The following is a 16,480-nucleotide window of genomic DNA, read 5'->3' as shown; positions in this document are numbered from 1 at the left end:
GAGCTTCGCGGCTACACCTGCGCCGGTTGGGCCGCCGCCTTCGGAATGATCTCGCCTTTTCCGTTCCCTTCGACGCCCTGCCCCTCGATTTCCGGCTTGCGCGGAAATTTCTCTTCGAGCATCAGGTACAGGGTCGGGATCAGGAACAACGTCAACACCGTCGACACACTGAGGCCCCCGATCACGGCGCGCGCCAACGGGGCATTCGTCTCGCTGCCGGTCCCGAAGCCGATCGCCATCGGTAACAGACCGAACACGGTGGCGAGCGAGGTCATGAGAATCGGCCGCAGCCGGGTGCGGGCCGCGAGGATGACCGCCTCACGCAGAGGCGTTCCTCGACGCCGCAGGACGTTCGTATAGTCCACGAGCAGCACCCCGTTGGAGACCACGATGCCCAGCATCATGATGACGCCCATGAACGATGTCGTCGACAGCGTGGTGTTCGTCAAAAACAGCATGAGGATCACACCGGGAAATCCGAGCGGCACGGCGAACATGATGATGAACGGGTCGACGAGCGATTTGAACTGCGCCGCCATCACCATGTACACCAACGTGATCGCGAGGATGCTCGCGAAGATCAACCCCTCGAACGTTTCGCGCTGCTGTTGAATCTGACCTGCCATCCGGATGCTGAACCCGGCCGGCAACTGAAGCTCCGCAAACCGTGTTTCAAGGTCGTTGGCGATGGCGCCGAGATCGCGTCCGACCGGGTTCGCGGTAATGTGCACGACCCGTTGGAAGTACTTGCGCTCGATCCGGACCGGTCCGGAGTTGAGCCGCACGGAAGCGATGTTCTTGAGCAGCACGGGCTCGGCGTTCTTGGTCGTCAGCAAGAGATTGTCGAGATCGGTCAAATCCTTTCGATATTTCTCGTCCAACCAGGCGCTGATGTAGTACTCGTTCCCGTTGGACGGATCCGTAAAGATGATCGGATCGGTCTGGCCGTTGCCGTTCAACGAATAGAGCACCGCGTTCGCCACATCGGTCTCGCTGATCCCGAGCAGCGCGGCTTTCTCGCGATCGACTGTGATGTCGAGTTCGGGATAGTTTTCCTCGCGGCTCACTTCGATGTCGGCGAGCCCTCCGATCTGGTGCATGACGGACTCGACCTGCCGGATCACCCCGCGGGCCTTCTCCATGTCATACCCGTAGATTTCGACGTCCACGGCTTTCTGCGAGCCGAAGCTCGTCACCCGTTTGACCAGGCCTCCCGGATCGAAAAACATCGCGACACCGGGAAACAGCTTCAGGACCTTCGGCCGAACCGCGTTCATGATCTGCACCTGATTGCGCCGGCGCTGATCGGGCGGCTTCAGGTAGACCTGGATTTGGGAGGCGTGTGGTCCGGTATTCGTGTTGAACAGCGAGGAGCGGCCCTGCTGCAGCACGCCGGTGCTGGACACGATCGTCTCCAACTCGTCCGGCGGGATATTTTCGCGGAGCACGCGTTCGATTTCGGCGACCTGTTGTTCGGTCTTTTCGATCCGTTGCCCGACCGGCGCGCGAACCTGGATACGGAATTGGCTCTCATCGGTCACGGGAATGAATTCCGTCCCGATGAGAGGCAGCAAGGCCAACGAGGCCAGGAAGAAGACGACGATGGAGGTGATCAACAGCCGACGATGGATCAGCGTCCAGGCGAGCGCGTCCTGATAGCGGGCATCGAGCGCTTCATACTTGTCCCGGCTCCAGGCCATGAGGCGCCCCCACCAATCGGGCATCGGACGGCGACGGTCATGCTCGGACCGGAGGTATTTGTAGCAAAGGGCCGGCGTGACCGTCCGGGACACGAAGAACGACGTGAACAGGGCGATCGCGATCGTGAGGGTCAACGGAATGAAGAGCAGCTTGGCGATGCCGACCACGAAGAGGATCGGCAGGAACACGACCACGGTGGTCACGGTGGACGCGAGGATCGGCATGGCGACCTCGCGTGCCGCTTCGAGGATCGCCTCCCAACGCGACTGACCGCTGTTGAGATGCCGCTGGATGTTCTCCAATTCGACGATCGAGTCGTCCACCAGCCGTCCCACCCCGAGCGCCAGGCCGCCGAGCGTGAAGACGTTCAACGTTTGACCGGTGAAGTACAGCATGATGAACGTCACGAGAATCGACAAGGGAATCGCCACCGAGATGATGAGCGTGCTGGTGAGATTGCGCAGGAAGACCAGAATGATGGCCGCCGCGAGCAGCGAGCCGTGCAGCGCCTGCTCCATCAGGTTCTTGATCGACTGCCGGATATAAATGGACTGATCGAACGACACGCCGAGTTTCACGCCGGCCGGGATCCCGACCATTTTGGGAAGGGCCTCCCGGAGGGCATCGACGACTTCCACGGTATTCGCCGTCGGCTGCTTGTTGACGCGCAGGTACACCGATCGTTGGCCGTCGGTCCGGACGATATTCGTTTGAATGTCCGACGAATCGGTGACCGTGCCCAGTTCACGGACCCGAACCGGATTGCCCCGGGCATCGATTTTCACCACGACATCGTTGATGGGCTCGACGGTCTTGAACTGGTTGTTCGTAAAGACGTTGTAATCGAGATTGCCGGCTTTGAGATCCCCGGACGGCAGAATGAGGTTGGCTCCCTTGACGGCCTTCACGACATCGAGGATCGAGAGCCCACGCGCATTCAGCAATCCCGGATCAAGATTGATATTGATCTGCCGGATCTTGCCGCCCTCGACCGTCGCCGCGGCGACGTTGGGCAGTTGCTCGATTTGCGGGGCAATGACGTTGAACGCGAGATCGTACAGGCCGCGCTCGTCCAGGTTGCCGCCGGAGACGGTGACCACCGAGACGGGAATGTTCGAGACGTCGAACTTCACGATGAACGGCTGCAGGATGCCCGGCGGGAGCTGGTTCAAGATCTGGGTGACGCGCTGCATCACCTCCATCTGGCCGACGTTGATGTCGGCGCCCCAGTTGAACCAAATTTGGACCGCGCCGATGCCCAGCTTGGAGAACGACTCGACGTGCTCCACGTTCGAGGCGGAACTCACGGCCTTCTCGATCGGATAAATGACGCTCTGTTCGATGTCGATCGGGGGCGCCCCTTTGTAGACGACACCGACGAACGCAACGGGAACCTGGATGTTCGGAAACAGATCGACCGGCAGGCGCTGAAGTGACGTGATGCCCAGCACCACCATCGCGAGCGACAGCATCAGAATGCCGATCCTATTTCTGAGCGCGAGGAGGGTGAGCCACATATCGTTAAGTGCTGAGTGTTGAGTGCCGAGTGCTGGGTGAGAGGACGAGCATGGGAGTACAAGTTAAAAATCGGGATTCTACTGTCTTGTTCCTCGACTCAGCACTCAGCACTCGTTACTCATGACTGAGTGAGCGGTCTCGCTTCCACCGGCGTCCCGGTCGTCACGAGATCCTTGCCCGACACGATGACCTGCTCATCTCCGTTCAGGCCTTTCGTCACCTCGATTCGATCTTGGACGCGCTCCCCGACTTCGACCGGCACCTGGAGGGCTTTGCCGTCCTTGACCACGTACACGTATTGGAGTTCGTCCAGGCGCGTCAACGCGTCGGCCGGGATCTGGATCGCCTGCTCGTGCTTGCCGACCAGCACTTCCACCCGTGCAAACATGCCGCCCTTGAGCGCGTGGTCGGTATTGGGCAGGTCGATTTCCACGGTCATCGTCCGCGTCGCGCGGTTCAACGCTTGGACGATGCGGCTCACCTGGCCTTCGAACACACGGTTCGGGTAGGCTTCCGCCTTGATCTGTGCGCGCTGGCCGATCTCGATCAGCGGCACGTCCTTTTCGACGACCTCAATGAGCGTGCGGACGGTATCGATCTCATGCAAGTTCAAGATACCGCGCGAGAAGGTGGACGTGCTCCCGGTCGAGCCGCTGACGAAGGCGCCGGCGTCCAGGTTGCGTTCGGCGATGTAGCCGGCGAACGGGGCGCGGATATAGGAATACGAGAGATTGGTCTCGGCCTGCTGCAGCGCCACCTCCATCTGCTTGACCTGGGCGCGAAGCGACTCCAATTGCGCGATGGCCATGTCGTAGGCGATCTGCGCGTTGTCGAGGTCCTGCTGCGAGATGAATTGATCTTTGATCAGCGCCCGCATCCGGTCAAGCTGCAGTTTGGCGTTTCTGACGTTCGCGTCCTGTCGGAGGACATCGGCGCGTGCCGCCGCGAGGTTCGCCTTCGCTCGATTCACCGCATGGACATAGTCGGTGTGGTCGATTTCCACGAGCAGCTGGTTGGCTTTTACGAAGTCGCCCTTGTCGACGTACAGTTTCGCAATGTAGCCGTCCACGCGTGAGAAAATATTGACCTGCTCGAACGGTTGAATGTCCGCGGTATAAGACAAGGTAATTTCCAAGTCCTGGCGCAGCGGCGTGACGGTTCCCACGGTAATCACCCGCGGCTTACGAGCGTCGGTTTTCGCCCCGCTGCTCGTCAGGCGAAAGACCACCAAGCCCGTGAGCGCGAGCACGAACAGCACGACGATGGTCAGTCCGAGGTGTTGTCGAAGGCGGACCATCACGTTGCGCTCCGCGCCTTCGAGCGGCCCTTCGCCGCGCGCATACCGTCCAGGAACACCCTCACGTAGGTCTCCACCGCCTCCTCGGGCGACCGATGGGCCGGGACCTTGAAGATTTCATGCAACAACCGGTGGTGCGCCACCATGCCCATGAAGGCGCGCGCGACGAGAAGGGGATCGACCGCGCGAAAGGCGCCTTCGGCGATCCGCTTCGCAATATAGTTCGAGAGATACTCGTAAAAGATGCGATGCTGGTTCTGGAAAAACATTTCCGACAACTCATGCCCCTCGAGCGCGCTGAATAGAAGCAGGCGCATCAACGTGGGGTCCGTCCCTCGACGAATCCGATGGCGCGCGATCAACGTGAAGACCCGCGCATCGTCCCGCTTCTTCGCGGCCTCTTCCACGACCTCGAGCAACTGGGAGATCGGGGCCTTCTCGGCCAGGATCGCGGCGTACAGCGCGCGTTTGGTCGGAAAGTACTTGAACACCAACGCTTCACTGATGTCGGCCGCCCGTGCAATCTCCCGGGTCGTCGTCCCTTTGAAGCCGTTCGCGGCAAAGAGCGAGGCAGCCGCCGAGATGATGTGTGCCTGGCGCTCCTGCCGGGAGAACCGCGCACCCTCGACTGGCTTGGCTGCTTTCACAGAACCCCCAAGTGAGTGAGTAATTACTCACGTACTGTACCACACGCCGCTGGGGGTGAGAAGGGCGGTCAACGGATGCCGAGAGACGAGCCAGGCGGGGGAAGGCGAGGACTAGCTGCGGAGCCGGGCCCACGCTTGCTGGTATTCCTCGAAGGAGTCGACTTCCATCCAGCCTTTGAAGATGGGCACGCAGTTCACCGTGTGTCCGGCGTCGATCATCTCCTGGATCAAATCGGTAAAGCCCGCATGTGTCAGGTCGGGTGCCTCATGGAATCCCGAGGATCGCCCCGAGGCCTTCGCGCGATGGTAGGTATCCTTGAATGCCGCGATCCCGCGCTCGGAGAACATGGCGAGGCCGATGAATTCGCCGTGGGCCTGATCATGGGGAAGGTGCTGGCCGATCTTCACCACGCGGTGCTGCTCGTCCGGCATCACGAATCGGAACAGGGAACTCTTGCCGAGCGGATGCTGCAACGTGACGAGATCGGGTTTGAGGTGCGGCGCCGGCTTCCCGTGCTGGTAATAGTCGTACCAGGCCAAGTCGACGACGAGCGTGATGTCGGCCGGGCTCTTGAGCAGTTTCTCCAAGACGGCCGTCTCGAAGATGATGTCGCCGTAGAGGATCAGGCAGCGGCCCGTCATCTCGTTCTCGGCGCAGAACAGCGAGAACAATTCGCCGGTCTCCTCGTACCGGTCGTTGTCGTAATAGCGGAGGTTGGGGAGCGTAATCGCTTCCTTTTTGTAGCCGCGGACCACGGCAATGTCCTTGATGTTGCACTCATTGAGAGCAGCGATCTGGCGCTCCAAGATGCTCTTGCCTTTGATGTCGAGCAGGCACTTTGGTTTGTCCTCGATCAGCGGCAACAGATGTTTTTCGAATCCTGCCGCGGCGATGATCGCCGTGATCTTCTCTCCTCCGACGGGCAGGAAGCGGCGCTCGTCTTCCTCCATCTTCGGCACGCCGACGATCTCATACACCTCCTTGAGCTTCACGATGCGATCGTTCACGCTGCCCGGCCGCGTGTCCGCCTTGATAACACTCAACGCGTCCCGCATCGCCTTGATGCTGGCTCGAATCGCCTGATTCGCATAGATCACGATTTTGAAGCCGGCATCCTCCAATTCGGCCGCCGTGACGCCGTCGAAAATCGTGGGTACAACGACGAGCGGCACGCGGCCCGACCAGGCCTTGGCCACCGCTTTCAGCTCATCAAAGGTTGGAGATTTCGAATGGATGAGCACGGCATCAGCGCCTGCCTCGGCATACGCCTCTGCACGGCGGAGGGCTTCGTCCTGGCCCCAACCGGCAATCAACGCTTCGGTTCGAGCGATCACGACGAAGTCCGGCACCGTTTGGGCCGCCTTGGCCGCTTTGATCTTCCCGCAGTGCTCCTCGATGGGAATCAGCTCGCGGCGGACCCCCGCATAGAAGCTGCACCGCTTCGGATAGACGTTGTCCTCGATGCAGAGACCGGCGACTCCGGCCCGCTCACGATCCGTGACGGTGCGCATCACGTTGAGCGCGTTCCCGTAGCCGGTGTCGCAATCGGCAATGATCGGGATCGTCACCGCCTCGGCCATGTTGCGCTCAACTTCCAGTTGCTCGGTCGCCGTGATGAAGCTCGCGTCCGGGATACATTTCAAGGCGGCCGAGATCCCAAACCCGCTCGCCCAGACGCCATCGAAGCCGGCGAGCTGGATCAGCTTGGCGCTGAGCGCGTCGTGCGCGCCGACGATTTTAATGATGCCTGGACGCTCTAGGAGTGTGCGGAGTTTCGTCGCGTTGTGCATGGGGCGCCATGATGCAAAAGAAGGAGAACCCTTGTCAATAAAGATCAGTAGCCGTGCTCGGGCAGCATGTCGTTGAACAAGGGGGCCAGCATCCGGCTTTCGAAGAAGACGTGACCGCGGTCGCCCTGCGGTTGGTACATGATGTTGATCTCCGTGTGCTCGCCGCGCCTGTTGAACTGCTGATTGAGGCCGCGGGCGATTTGGCCGGGCGTGCGATCCAATGCGCCGAACCGTTCTTGGAGATAGGCGACGATTTGATCGTGGGTCGCCTTGCCGCGATACCGGATTGAGACGCGCGCAAATTTTCCATCGATCGTGAAATACTGTAGCGCTTCCACGGGGATGTTCCCCAGCGTGGGCGCCTCCCGGCGTTCGTACCGTTTGATGCGATCGCCCGAATCCACGAGCGCGAAGCCGTCCGCATCTTGCAAACTCGTGCCCCACCTGACGTCGGCGAAGCCGTTCGGGTCGTTCTTCATCTCCACCGAGGCCTGCACGACGCCGGCGGCCATGAGTGCGACCAGCAGGACCAGGGCCGGTTTCGCGGCGACCGCCCGCTGTGAGTGCCGATCATCTCGTCGCCACCCCAGACCGCGTAGCGTCCTGTGCTCCTGCATGCCGCGTCCCTTTCTATTCGGTGACCGTGTCATTGAATCGAGGGGCCAACTCTCGGCTATCGAAGAATAGAAAGCCCTGCTCTTTCGGTCCCTGGTACGTGAGGTTCACCTCTGTGTCCGGACCCCGCCAATTGAACTGCTGGCTCAACCCGCGCATCATCTGGCCCGGCGCATGCTCCGGCGTACCATAGTGTGTCTCCAGATAGCTCAACACGCGACGATGCGTGGCGTCCCCGTGGTACCGAATTGCGACCCGCGCGAACTGCCCTTCGATCGCAATATACCGGACGGAATCAAGCGGACCGACGTCAAGCACCGCCGGACCGTCGCGCCGTTCGTAGCTTTGAATACGCTCGCCGTTCTCGACGATGGTCATGTCGGAGCGATCGTTGAGCGAGCTGCCCCACGGAATCCCGCCGGCACCACCCGGGTCGTGCGCGAGGTCCGAGGCGGAAGCCGGGACGGCGAGCAGCGGAGGGAGGGCGATCATCAGGACGGAAAAGAGGTGACGAAAGCGCATGGGCAATCGCGTCGCATGTCCGTCGAACTTGACACTATCATGACCGAAACGAGCGAGCAATACTGCGGGGCAGAACCTTGTACCGGCTCAGGCGTGCCGCTATAATGCGCTCCGCTCAAGCGGCATGTGTGTCTAACGGCCAGAGCGGGTATGATCGAAAGCGACGTCTTCGTCCAAGCGCTCCAGGATATCGGCTTCGATTTTTTCACCGGCGTACCGGACTCGATTCTCGGCGGAATCATCGCGACGCTGATGGAGCGCCGCCTCTATACGCCGGCGGTCCGGGAGGATGAAGCCGTCGCGATGGCGGCCGGCGCCTTCATGGCCGGCAAGATCCCGGTTGTGTTGATGCAAAACTCGGGACTCGGCACGTCGCTCAACGCGATCATCTCGCTCAACCTGATCTATCAGCAACCCTGCCTGCTGCTCATTTCATGGCGCGGCTTTCAAGGCAAGGACGCACCCGAGCACCTCGTGATGGGCGAGAGCCTGCCGCATATTCTGGATGCCGTGAAAATTCCCCACCGGACGCTGTCGGAACAAAGCGTGATCGAGGATTTGAAGTGGACGGCTCAGACGTTCATGAAGCAGCGCATCCCGGTTGCGCTCCTATTGAAAAAAGGCCTCGTCAAGAGCATTCAGCCATGAGACCGGAAGAAGGCACCATTCAAAGTCGGGCACGAGCCATCGCGGCCGTCTTGGAGTTGCTGACGGACCAGCCGACCATCATCTGTAACGGCTTCCCCTCGCGCGAAGCCTACAAAATCGCCGATCGCCCCACGAATTTCTATATGATCGGCTCGATGGGCGTGGCGCCTGCCATCGGCCTCGGGGTCGCGCTTTCCAAACCGAACAAACAGGTCGTGGTGCTCGACGGCGACGGGAATGTGCTGATGGGCATGGGGACCTTGGCGACCGTCGGGGCGATGAAACCAAAAAACTTCATTCATGTCGTGTTCGACAACGAGGTCTATGGGAGCACCGGCAATCAACCGACGCTCTCCCGCGTCGTCCGGCTCGATCAGATCGCGAAGGCGGCCGGGTACGTCAACGTCGAGCGCGTGATCGAGCGCGAAGATCTCGTGTATGAGTTCAAGGACATGCTGAAGAAGGACGGGCCGAGCTTTCTGCTCGTCAAGGTGACGGAGCAGGTTGAAGACGTCGATCGTGTGATGATCGATCCGCCGGACATGACGCGGCGGTTCATGAAAGCGATTGAGTAGTGGGGACGATTGGACGGCCCTTTGTGCTCGCAGCGCGCGCACGCTCGGAAGGTGCTCGCTCCATGCGCGCAGTGAAGGGTCATCCAATCATCCCCAGAGTAGGGGAATAGGGGGCGCGGAAGTGATTCTCCTCAATCCAGGGCCCGTGAATGTCTCGGAGCGGGTGCGCCACGCGCTGCTTCGGCCCGATATCTGCCATCGGGAGTCGGAATTTGCCGAACTGCTGGCCGGCATCCGGGAGAAGCTGGTCAAGGCGTTCGTCCCTGGGGCTGAAGACGAATACACCGCCATTGTGCTGACCGGATCGGGTACGGCCGCCGTGGAAGCTGCGCTCCTCTCCTCGTTGCCGCACGCCAAGCGCGCCCTGATCATCAATAACGGCGTCTATGGGGAGCGCATGTCGTCAATGTACGGGGTGCATCGGCTCGCGATTCCCGATTTGAAGATGGAGTGGACCACCCGGCCGGATCCGGAAAAGCTGCGGCTGGCGCTCCGCCAACATCAGGAAGTGCACGTGGTGGGCATGGTGCATCATGAGACGACGACCGGCCTGATCAATCCCGTGAAAGACATCGCCGAGGTGGTGGACAGCCAGAATCGGGTGTTCGTGCTGGATGCCGTCAGCGCGCTGGGCGGGGAGCCGATCGATATCGCGGCGTCCAAAATCTATATGGTCGCGGGCACGGCCGGCAAATGCATCCAAGGGTTCCCGGGCGTCTCGTTCGTCCTCGTTCGCCGCGGCTTCATGGAGCGGCTGCGGACGTACCCCAAGCGCTCCTGGTATCTGCATCTGCCCCATTACTATGACGAGCAGGAAAAGGGCTCGATTCCGTTCACACCCGCCGTGCAGGTCTATTACGCGTTCGACGAGGCCCTGACCGAACTGCTCGAGGAAGGCGTCGCGGCGAGAGTCCAACGGTATCGAAAGGCCGCGGCCATGATCCGGCAGCGCATGGCGGCCCTCGGCGTGAAGTCGGTGCTGCCGGCCGAATATCAATCCAACACGATCACGGCCTACCACCTTCCTCCGGGCCTCCCGTATTCCGTGCTGCACGATCGTCTGAAAGAGCGCGGCTATGTGATCTATGCCGGGCAGGGGCAACTCGAGTCGAAGATTTTCCGCATCGCCAACATGGGCGCCCTGTCCCAACAGGACCTCGAAGGCTTTCTCTCGGCCTTCCAAGAGGTGCTCGAGTCGGCCTCGGTCCGTTCATGAAGGCCGTCATCCTGGCCGCGGGCGTCGGCAAGCGCCTGTGGCCGGTCACCCAAGACCGTCCCAAATGTCTGATCGAGATTGGCGGCCGGACCTTGCTGTCGCGGTATTTCACCGCGCTTGCTTCCGTCGGGATTCGAGAGGCTGTCGTCGTCGTGGGATACAAGCAAGAGATGATCCGGGCGGCGGCCGGCAGCGGCCTTTCGGGCGTCACCGTCCGTTACGTCGACAGCGATCAGTACCAGCGGGGCAGCATCACCTCCTTATGGCGTGTGCGGCAGGAGTTGGACGCCGACGTGCTGATCATGGACGCCGACGTGCTGTTCCATCGCGAGATTCTCCGGCGGCTGGTCGCCTCCTCGTCCCCGACGGCCCTCTTGCTGGATGAAACGGTCAAGCAGCAGACGGAAGAGTGTATGGCGATCGTGCGGGGTGGACGGGTCGTCGCGCTCTCCAAACGAATGCCTGATCGCTACGACCTCGCCGGTGAAGGCGTGGGGTTTCTCAAAGTGCGGGGAGCCGATTGCCCGGCACTGGTTCAGTCACTGAAGGCGTACATCGACCGTGACCAGCTCGACATGGAATATGAGGACGCGCTGCGCGAGTTTTTCGAGCAGGTGCGTGTCGGCTTTGAACGTATCGGTGGTCTGCCGTGGACGGAGATCGACTTTGCCGACGATATCCTCCGCGCCGAGCGTGATATACTCCCGAAACTGGACGAATGACGGCCTCCCGCTCGAATCCACAAGCGCTCACCACCGCTCCGGCGAGCAGCGTGCTCGCGACGGCTGTCGTCATCACAGACGGCCACCTGTTTTTTGAGGGACCGGCTTCATCGGCGGGGGACGTCACCGCTTTGTCCTCCGTGGCGGGGCTCACGCTCTTTCAGCGGACGATTCTCTCGCTCCAGCGCGCGGGCTTTACGGATTTCGTCGTCCTCGCGGGACCGGAGGAAGCGACGCTGAAGCGTGCAGTGTTCGAAGACCGTCGGATTACGGCGGTCGTCCGTTGGATGCCCAGCCGGGAATTTCCCGTGTCCGATGCGCGCACCTGGGAGTCGCTGGTCCAAGACATCGAGGGGCCTTGTCTGATCGTCGGCACACAAGCGGTGTTTTCACGTCAACTGTTGGATGAGGTCAAGCGGCAGAGCGAACACACGTCGGCCATCGTCGCCGTCACGTACCCGGATGATGTCCCGACGCGAGTGCCCGCTGCAGCCGATCTCCTGGTGATCCCGGCTGGGATGGCATCCGCCGACTGGCGAGCCCACGTGTCCACGGGGGTCCCCGCGCTTCGGTATGTGACCCAACAGGCGATGGTCGAACGGCGCGTGAAGACGATCGAGACATCTCCCGATTCGCCGCTTTGGTATCAGCCGGTCCGCCGGGCGGCCGATATTGCACGCGCCGAACAATTGCTGCTGAGGAACACGAAAACCGCGTATGAAGGCCTCATCGACACGTATTTCAACCGCAAGGGCGCAAGCCTCTTCACGCCGTTCTTCATCCGCGCGGGATTGACGCCCAATGCGGTGACGGCGCTCTCCCTGCTCATCGGGGTCGCGGCGGTCGCCTGCTTCGCCCAAGGCCGATATCTCATTGGAATCGCCGGCGCGCTGCTCTTTCAACTGGCCGCGATCATCGATTGCTGTGACGGCGACGTGGCAAGGGTGACCTTTCAGGAATCGCGCTTCGGCGAGCAATTGGATCTGTTCGGCGACAACGTCATTCACATGGCGATCTTTGCGGCGCTCGGCTGGGCGGGGTACAAAACCGGCGGCACCCTTCTGCCCGTCGTGCTCGCGATCGCCGCGATCGTCGGCACGGGGTTGTCGCTCTGGTTCGTGACACGGATGAAAGCCGTGCGGGACCGACAGGGATGGGCGAATTCGGTCCAGGCGGCCCGTGGGAATTTCATCATCGATCACGTTGCGAGCCGGGATTTCTCCGTGCTCGTGCTCGTGCTCGCCGTCATCGATCAATTGCATCTCTTCCTCTGGATGACGGCTTTCGGTTCGCAGATTTTCTGGATGCTCACGGCGTGGGTTCACCGGTCGGCCGGCCCCCGTGCTTAGAGCGGTCCTCCTCGCGCTCGGCCTCTTCACATTTGCCACACTCGTCTGGCATGTCGGAGCGAATCGTATCCTGACGGTCCTCGGGGGGCTTGGCCCAAGCGTCTCGTTGCTGCTCGTGCCTTCAATTCTGATGTATGTCCTGGAGGCGGCCGGGTGGCGCGCTGCCCTCGGCAGGTACAGGAAGTGCGTCTCATTCTGGCGGCTGCTCGTCATTCGGACGGCGGGCGAAGCTGTCAATATGACGACGCCGACCGCGTACGTGGGCGGCGAGCCGCTGAAAGCCTATCTCCTCAAACAGCATGACGTGCCGATCGTGGACGGCATGGCTTCCGTGATCACGGCGAAGACGACCATGACGATTGCCGAAGTGTTCTTCATCGTCATGGGAATCGCGCTCGCCGCCTGGGCGGGAACCGCCGCGCGGGGAGGGAGCGGGCATGAAAGCCCCTTGATGGCCGCCGTCATTTCGGTTGGCCTGCTGATCGTCGCGATGGTCCTGTTGCTCGTCCTGCAGCGTCGTGGGCTCTTCATGGGATTGTTGGCGCTCATGCGGCGGCTCGGGCTCAGGCTCGCCGTGTTGGAATCGCGCGAGCAGAATCTGCGGGCGCTCGATGCGGCGATCCGCGGCTTTTACCTCAGGGACCGGCGCGGGTTTGCCGTGTCGCTCTTGCTGTTCTTCCTCGGCTGGCTCGCGGAGGGTCTCGAGGTGTACGGCATTCTTCTGTACTTGTCGGAGGCGCCGCCCGATGTTCTCGGCTCGATATCGATCGCGGCGCTCTCGCTCGTGATTAAAGGAGGGGCGTTTTTCATTCCTGGCAGCTTGGGCGCGCAGGAAGGCGGCAATTTCCTGTTGTTGATGGCGTTTGGCTATTCAGATCTTGCCGGAATGACGTTTGCGATCCTCAGGCGCATTCGCGAATTGGTGTGGATTGCGGTAGGGCTCCTCTGCTTCGCGGCGCTCGGAGGCTTCCGTCGCGCCAACATGTCGGTGGAGCGCGTGGAGCCGACGAGGTCCGGATGAGACCGCGCCCGGCCAATCTGCTCGATCAACTGTTCGTCTATCATCCGGAGCCGTGGATCGATCGGGACTGGCGCCGCGCGAGCCGGCTGCCGCTGGAAGATGTGTGGTTAACCGCGGAGGATGGCACGACCTTGTTCGGCTGGTATGTGGCGTCGCGGGGCGTCTCACCCGTAGTGTTGTGGTGTCATGGCAATGCTGGCAACGTCATTCATCGGTTGGATAACCTGTCACGATTGGTCCTGCTCGGCTTGTCCGTGTTCGTCTTCGACTATCGAGGGTATGGCTTGAGCAAGGGAAAGCCGAGCGAGCAGGGTCTGTACCAGGATGCGCGCGCGGCCTATCGGTATGTGGTCGAGACGCGCGGCGTGGAGCCGCGTCGGCTGGTCGTGTTCGGACGCTCACTCGGGGCTTCGGTGGCGGGCGAGCTGGCCGCGGAACGTGCAGCGGCCGGTTTGATTCTCGAATCGCCGTTCCCCTCGGTGGCCGCCGTTGCCCGTAACCAGCTGCGGGGATTCCCCGCGCACTGGCTGCTCCAGTCAAGGTTCCGACTGGTGGACCGGTTGAAGGACGTGCACGTGCCCGTCCTTGTGATTCACGGTGAGCAGGATCACATGATCCCGATCAAGTTCGGGCGCGAGGTGTTTGCTGCGGCGAATCTCCCGAAATCGTTCTACGCGATTCCCGGGGCCGATCATAATGATACGTATTTGGTCGGCGGCCCGCCCTATTTCGCGCGGCTCAAAGACTTCATCGATGCCGTCACCCAGTCGTGACGGATTGATTACAGTTCTCTGTGATGACCATGCCTCGCGTCATTGCACACGAATCGGGTGTGCGATCGAACTGTGCCACTGAATCGATAACAATCCTGGCCGGCAAGCGGCCGCCGTTTCTCTTGAGATTGCCGCTTCTCGCCGCCGTTTTTCTCATCCTGATCTCCGCGCAGGCCGCGTGGGCAGCACCATCTGACCCGCCGTACCTCTCTACGCTGTTGGCGCGCGCGGCAGCGTTGAATCTCGCCGGCGATCGCTATTGGCATTTGCTTCTCCACTATCGAGGCACGGTCTGGGGCGGGCTGACGAGCGAGGCGGATGATCCGGGATTCTTTCTCGCTCCAGACGGAAAAACGAATCCGCAAGCGGAACTCGCCGCCACGCTTCGTCAGTTCTTCTCGACCGACTTGGTCGGCCGGTCGAAGCAGCCGGCGCAATGCGCCTTTATCGCCCGCTACACCTGGCTCAAAGAACAGCTTGCCTTCGATGACACCCGCCTCCCGCCTCTTCCGTGCGACCGCTTTGAAAATTGGTATCGCGAGCTCAGCCCCATGGGGATCACGGTCATCTTTCCTTCCGCCTTTATGAACAATCCGGCTTCGATGTTCGGCCATACGTTGTTGCGGATCGACCAGAAAGGGCAGACGGAGCAGACGCGCATTCTGGCGTACACGATCAATTATGCCGCCGATGTGCCGCCCAACGAGGGGGTCTCGTACGCCGTCAAAGGAATTTTCGGCGGGTACAAAGGCTACTTTTCGACCGTGCCGTATTACTTGAAGGTGCAAGAGTATCGGGACATCGAAAATCGCGATATCTGGGAATACCGGCTCAATCTGACCGATGATCAAATTCATCGGGTGCTGATGCATGCGTGGGAATTGGGGAACGCCTATTTCGATTACTTCTTTTTCAAGGAGAATTGCTCCTATCATCTCCTCTCATTGATCGACATCGCGAATCCCGACTGGCATCTCACGGACCGGTTCCTGTTCTGGACCGTGCCGGTCGATACCATTCGCGCCCTCACGGCACAATCCGGCCTCGTCGGCGAGATCGTCTACCGACCGTCGCGGAGCACGCAGATCAAGCGAAAGCGAGAGCTCCTCTCGGCGAACGAGCGGGAGTGGTTGACGACGATTACCGGCAAGCCGGAAGCGGCGAAGGATGAACGCTTCGCGGCCTTACCCATTGGTCGTCAGGCATTTGTCCTGGATCTGGCCTCCGATTACCTTCGGTATCGAGCTGTGGCGGATGAGAAACGGGCGGCGGAGTACAAGGAGCAGAATCGGGCCGTGCTGACGCAACGCAGTCAACTGCGGGTCCGATCCGAATCGTTACAGATCCCGCCGTTGACCGATCCTCCGGATCAGGGGCATCGAACGTCTCGGATTGGTGCGGGCGTCGGCTGGCGGAACGGCGAGCTCTTTGAAGAGGTGAACATCCGCGCAGGCTACCACGATCTGCTCGATCCCGATCAAGGGTATCAACCCGGCGCGCAGATCGAGCTCCTGTCGGCAGCCCTGCGGCATTACGAGCAGAGCGAGCAGGTGCGCCTGGAACGATTCACGGCTGCGAACATCATTTCACTCATGCCCGTGGACCGACTCTTTCAAGCGCCATCGTGGAAGGTCAATCTCGGCATGCAGACGATCCATCACAATGAATGTCGTTATTGCAGCGCGGGGATCGCCAACGGAGGGATCGGAGCGGCCGTGGAATCGAAGCTTGTGGGCCGAGAGATCTTCTTCGCGTTTGGCGAGGTCGAGTCAGGCTATAGCGGGGCCTACAAAGAGAATTACCGAGTCGGTGCCGGTGGCACTGTGGGAATGACCGCGGTGTTAACCGATCGATGGAAACTGCTGGCGACCACGACGTACCTCAGATATCCGCTTGGTGAACGGACGGATGATTGGCGTGTCTCTGTCGGACAGCGCGTGACGGTGCAGCGGAATCTCGCGCTTCGCATGGAATTCAATCACCGCGACCATCACGACGACGAAGTGCTGTTCCTCGTCCACGCGTATTTTTAATTTTCCCCCAAGCCCGTAAGCGATTGTAGGCTTTTCTAGCGTTGACAGTCGC

The 16,480-nt window shown here is 61.0% G+C and carries 14 protein-coding genes; 8 read left to right on the top strand and 6 right to left on the bottom strand.

All coding sequences use genetic code 11. The features are described from left to right. Positions 1 to 11: 11 nt before the first annotated feature. The 6 genes from AC1U7K_RS12485 to AC1U7K_RS12460 all read right to left on the bottom strand — a co-directional run bounded on the left by AC1U7K_RS12485 (position 12) and on the right by AC1U7K_RS12460 (position 8,091). A complete protein-coding gene (locus AC1U7K_RS12485; RefSeq protein ID WP_480251700.1) occupies positions 12 to 3,218 on the bottom strand; it encodes an efflux RND transporter permease subunit in 3,207 nt (1,068 codons plus the stop codon). Between the two features lie 119 nt (positions 3,219 to 3,337). Next, complete coding sequence (locus AC1U7K_RS12480; protein ID WP_480251699.1) at positions 3,338 to 4,516, bottom strand: efflux RND transporter periplasmic adaptor subunit; 1,179 nt, start codon at positions 4,514 to 4,516, stop codon at positions 3,338 to 3,340. Next, complete coding sequence (locus AC1U7K_RS12475) at positions 4,516 to 5,163, bottom strand: TetR/AcrR family transcriptional regulator (RefSeq protein WP_480251698.1); 648 nt, start codon at positions 5,161 to 5,163, stop codon at positions 4,516 to 4,518. Before AC1U7K_RS12475 ends, AC1U7K_RS12480 begins: the two co-directional genes overlap by 1 nt. A 111-nt stretch (positions 5,164 to 5,274) precedes the next feature. Then, positions 5,275 to 6,954 carry an isocitrate lyase/phosphoenolpyruvate mutase family protein gene (locus tag AC1U7K_RS12470; RefSeq protein ID WP_480251696.1) on the bottom strand — a complete coding sequence of 560 codons (1,680 nt, stop codon included), beginning with the start codon at positions 6,952 to 6,954 and terminating at the stop codon, positions 5,275 to 5,277. A gap of 44 nt (positions 6,955 to 6,998) precedes the next feature. Next, positions 6,999 to 7,571, bottom strand: coding sequence for a hypothetical protein (locus tag AC1U7K_RS12465; RefSeq protein WP_480251695.1), 573 nt, complete (start codon positions 7,569 to 7,571; stop codon positions 6,999 to 7,001). Positions 7,572 to 7,584: 13 nt separating this feature from the next. Next, on the bottom strand, positions 7,585 to 8,091 hold the full coding sequence (locus AC1U7K_RS12460) for a hypothetical protein (RefSeq protein WP_480251694.1): 507 nt from the start codon (positions 8,089 to 8,091) through the stop codon (positions 7,585 to 7,587). A gap of 150 nt (positions 8,092 to 8,241) precedes the next feature. Between AC1U7K_RS12460 and AC1U7K_RS12455 the strand changes: the two genes are divergently transcribed. The 8 genes from AC1U7K_RS12455 to AC1U7K_RS12420 all read left to right on the top strand — a co-directional run bounded on the left by AC1U7K_RS12455 (position 8,242) and on the right by AC1U7K_RS12420 (position 16,428). Next, entirely contained in the window at positions 8,242 to 8,739 is a 498-nt protein-coding gene (locus AC1U7K_RS12455; protein WP_480251692.1) for a thiamine pyrophosphate-binding protein, read from the top strand. After that, positions 8,736 to 9,314, top strand: coding sequence for a thiamine pyrophosphate-dependent enzyme (locus tag AC1U7K_RS12450; protein WP_480251691.1), 579 nt, complete (start codon positions 8,736 to 8,738; stop codon positions 9,312 to 9,314). Before AC1U7K_RS12455 ends, AC1U7K_RS12450 begins: the two co-directional genes overlap by 4 nt. A 121-nt stretch (positions 9,315 to 9,435) precedes the next feature. Further along, complete coding sequence (locus AC1U7K_RS12445) at positions 9,436 to 10,530, top strand: 2-aminoethylphosphonate aminotransferase (RefSeq protein WP_480251690.1); 1,095 nt, start codon at positions 9,436 to 9,438, stop codon at positions 10,528 to 10,530. Continuing rightward, entirely contained in the window at positions 10,527 to 11,252 is a 726-nt protein-coding gene (locus AC1U7K_RS12440) for a phosphocholine cytidylyltransferase family protein (RefSeq protein ID WP_480251689.1), read from the top strand. The genes AC1U7K_RS12445 and AC1U7K_RS12440 overlap by 4 nt, the downstream gene beginning before the upstream one ends. Next, positions 11,249 to 12,601, top strand: coding sequence for a CDP-alcohol phosphatidyltransferase family protein (locus AC1U7K_RS12435; protein WP_480251687.1), 1,353 nt, complete (start codon positions 11,249 to 11,251; stop codon positions 12,599 to 12,601). The genes AC1U7K_RS12440 and AC1U7K_RS12435 overlap by 4 nt, the downstream gene beginning before the upstream one ends. Continuing rightward, positions 12,594 to 13,622 carry a flippase-like domain-containing protein gene (locus AC1U7K_RS12430; RefSeq protein ID WP_480251686.1) on the top strand — a complete coding sequence of 343 codons (1,029 nt, stop codon included), beginning with the start codon at positions 12,594 to 12,596 and terminating at the stop codon, positions 13,620 to 13,622. The genes AC1U7K_RS12435 and AC1U7K_RS12430 overlap by 8 nt, the downstream gene beginning before the upstream one ends. After that, positions 13,619 to 14,395: an alpha/beta hydrolase gene (locus AC1U7K_RS12425; RefSeq protein WP_480251685.1), complete on the top strand. Its 777-nt coding sequence runs from the start codon at positions 13,619 to 13,621 to the stop codon at positions 14,393 to 14,395. The genes AC1U7K_RS12430 and AC1U7K_RS12425 overlap by 4 nt, the downstream gene beginning before the upstream one ends. A 29-nt stretch (positions 14,396 to 14,424) precedes the next feature. Then, on the top strand, positions 14,425 to 16,428 hold the full coding sequence (locus AC1U7K_RS12420; protein WP_480251684.1) for an Lnb N-terminal periplasmic domain-containing protein: 2,004 nt from the start codon (positions 14,425 to 14,427) through the stop codon (positions 16,426 to 16,428). Positions 16,429 to 16,480 lie beyond the last annotated feature (52 nt).

Source organism: Nitrospira sp. Vd2 (assembly GCF_979581665.1).
Note: the sequence above shows the minus strand (reverse complement) of the source record. Positions and strands in the feature narration are given on the sequence as shown.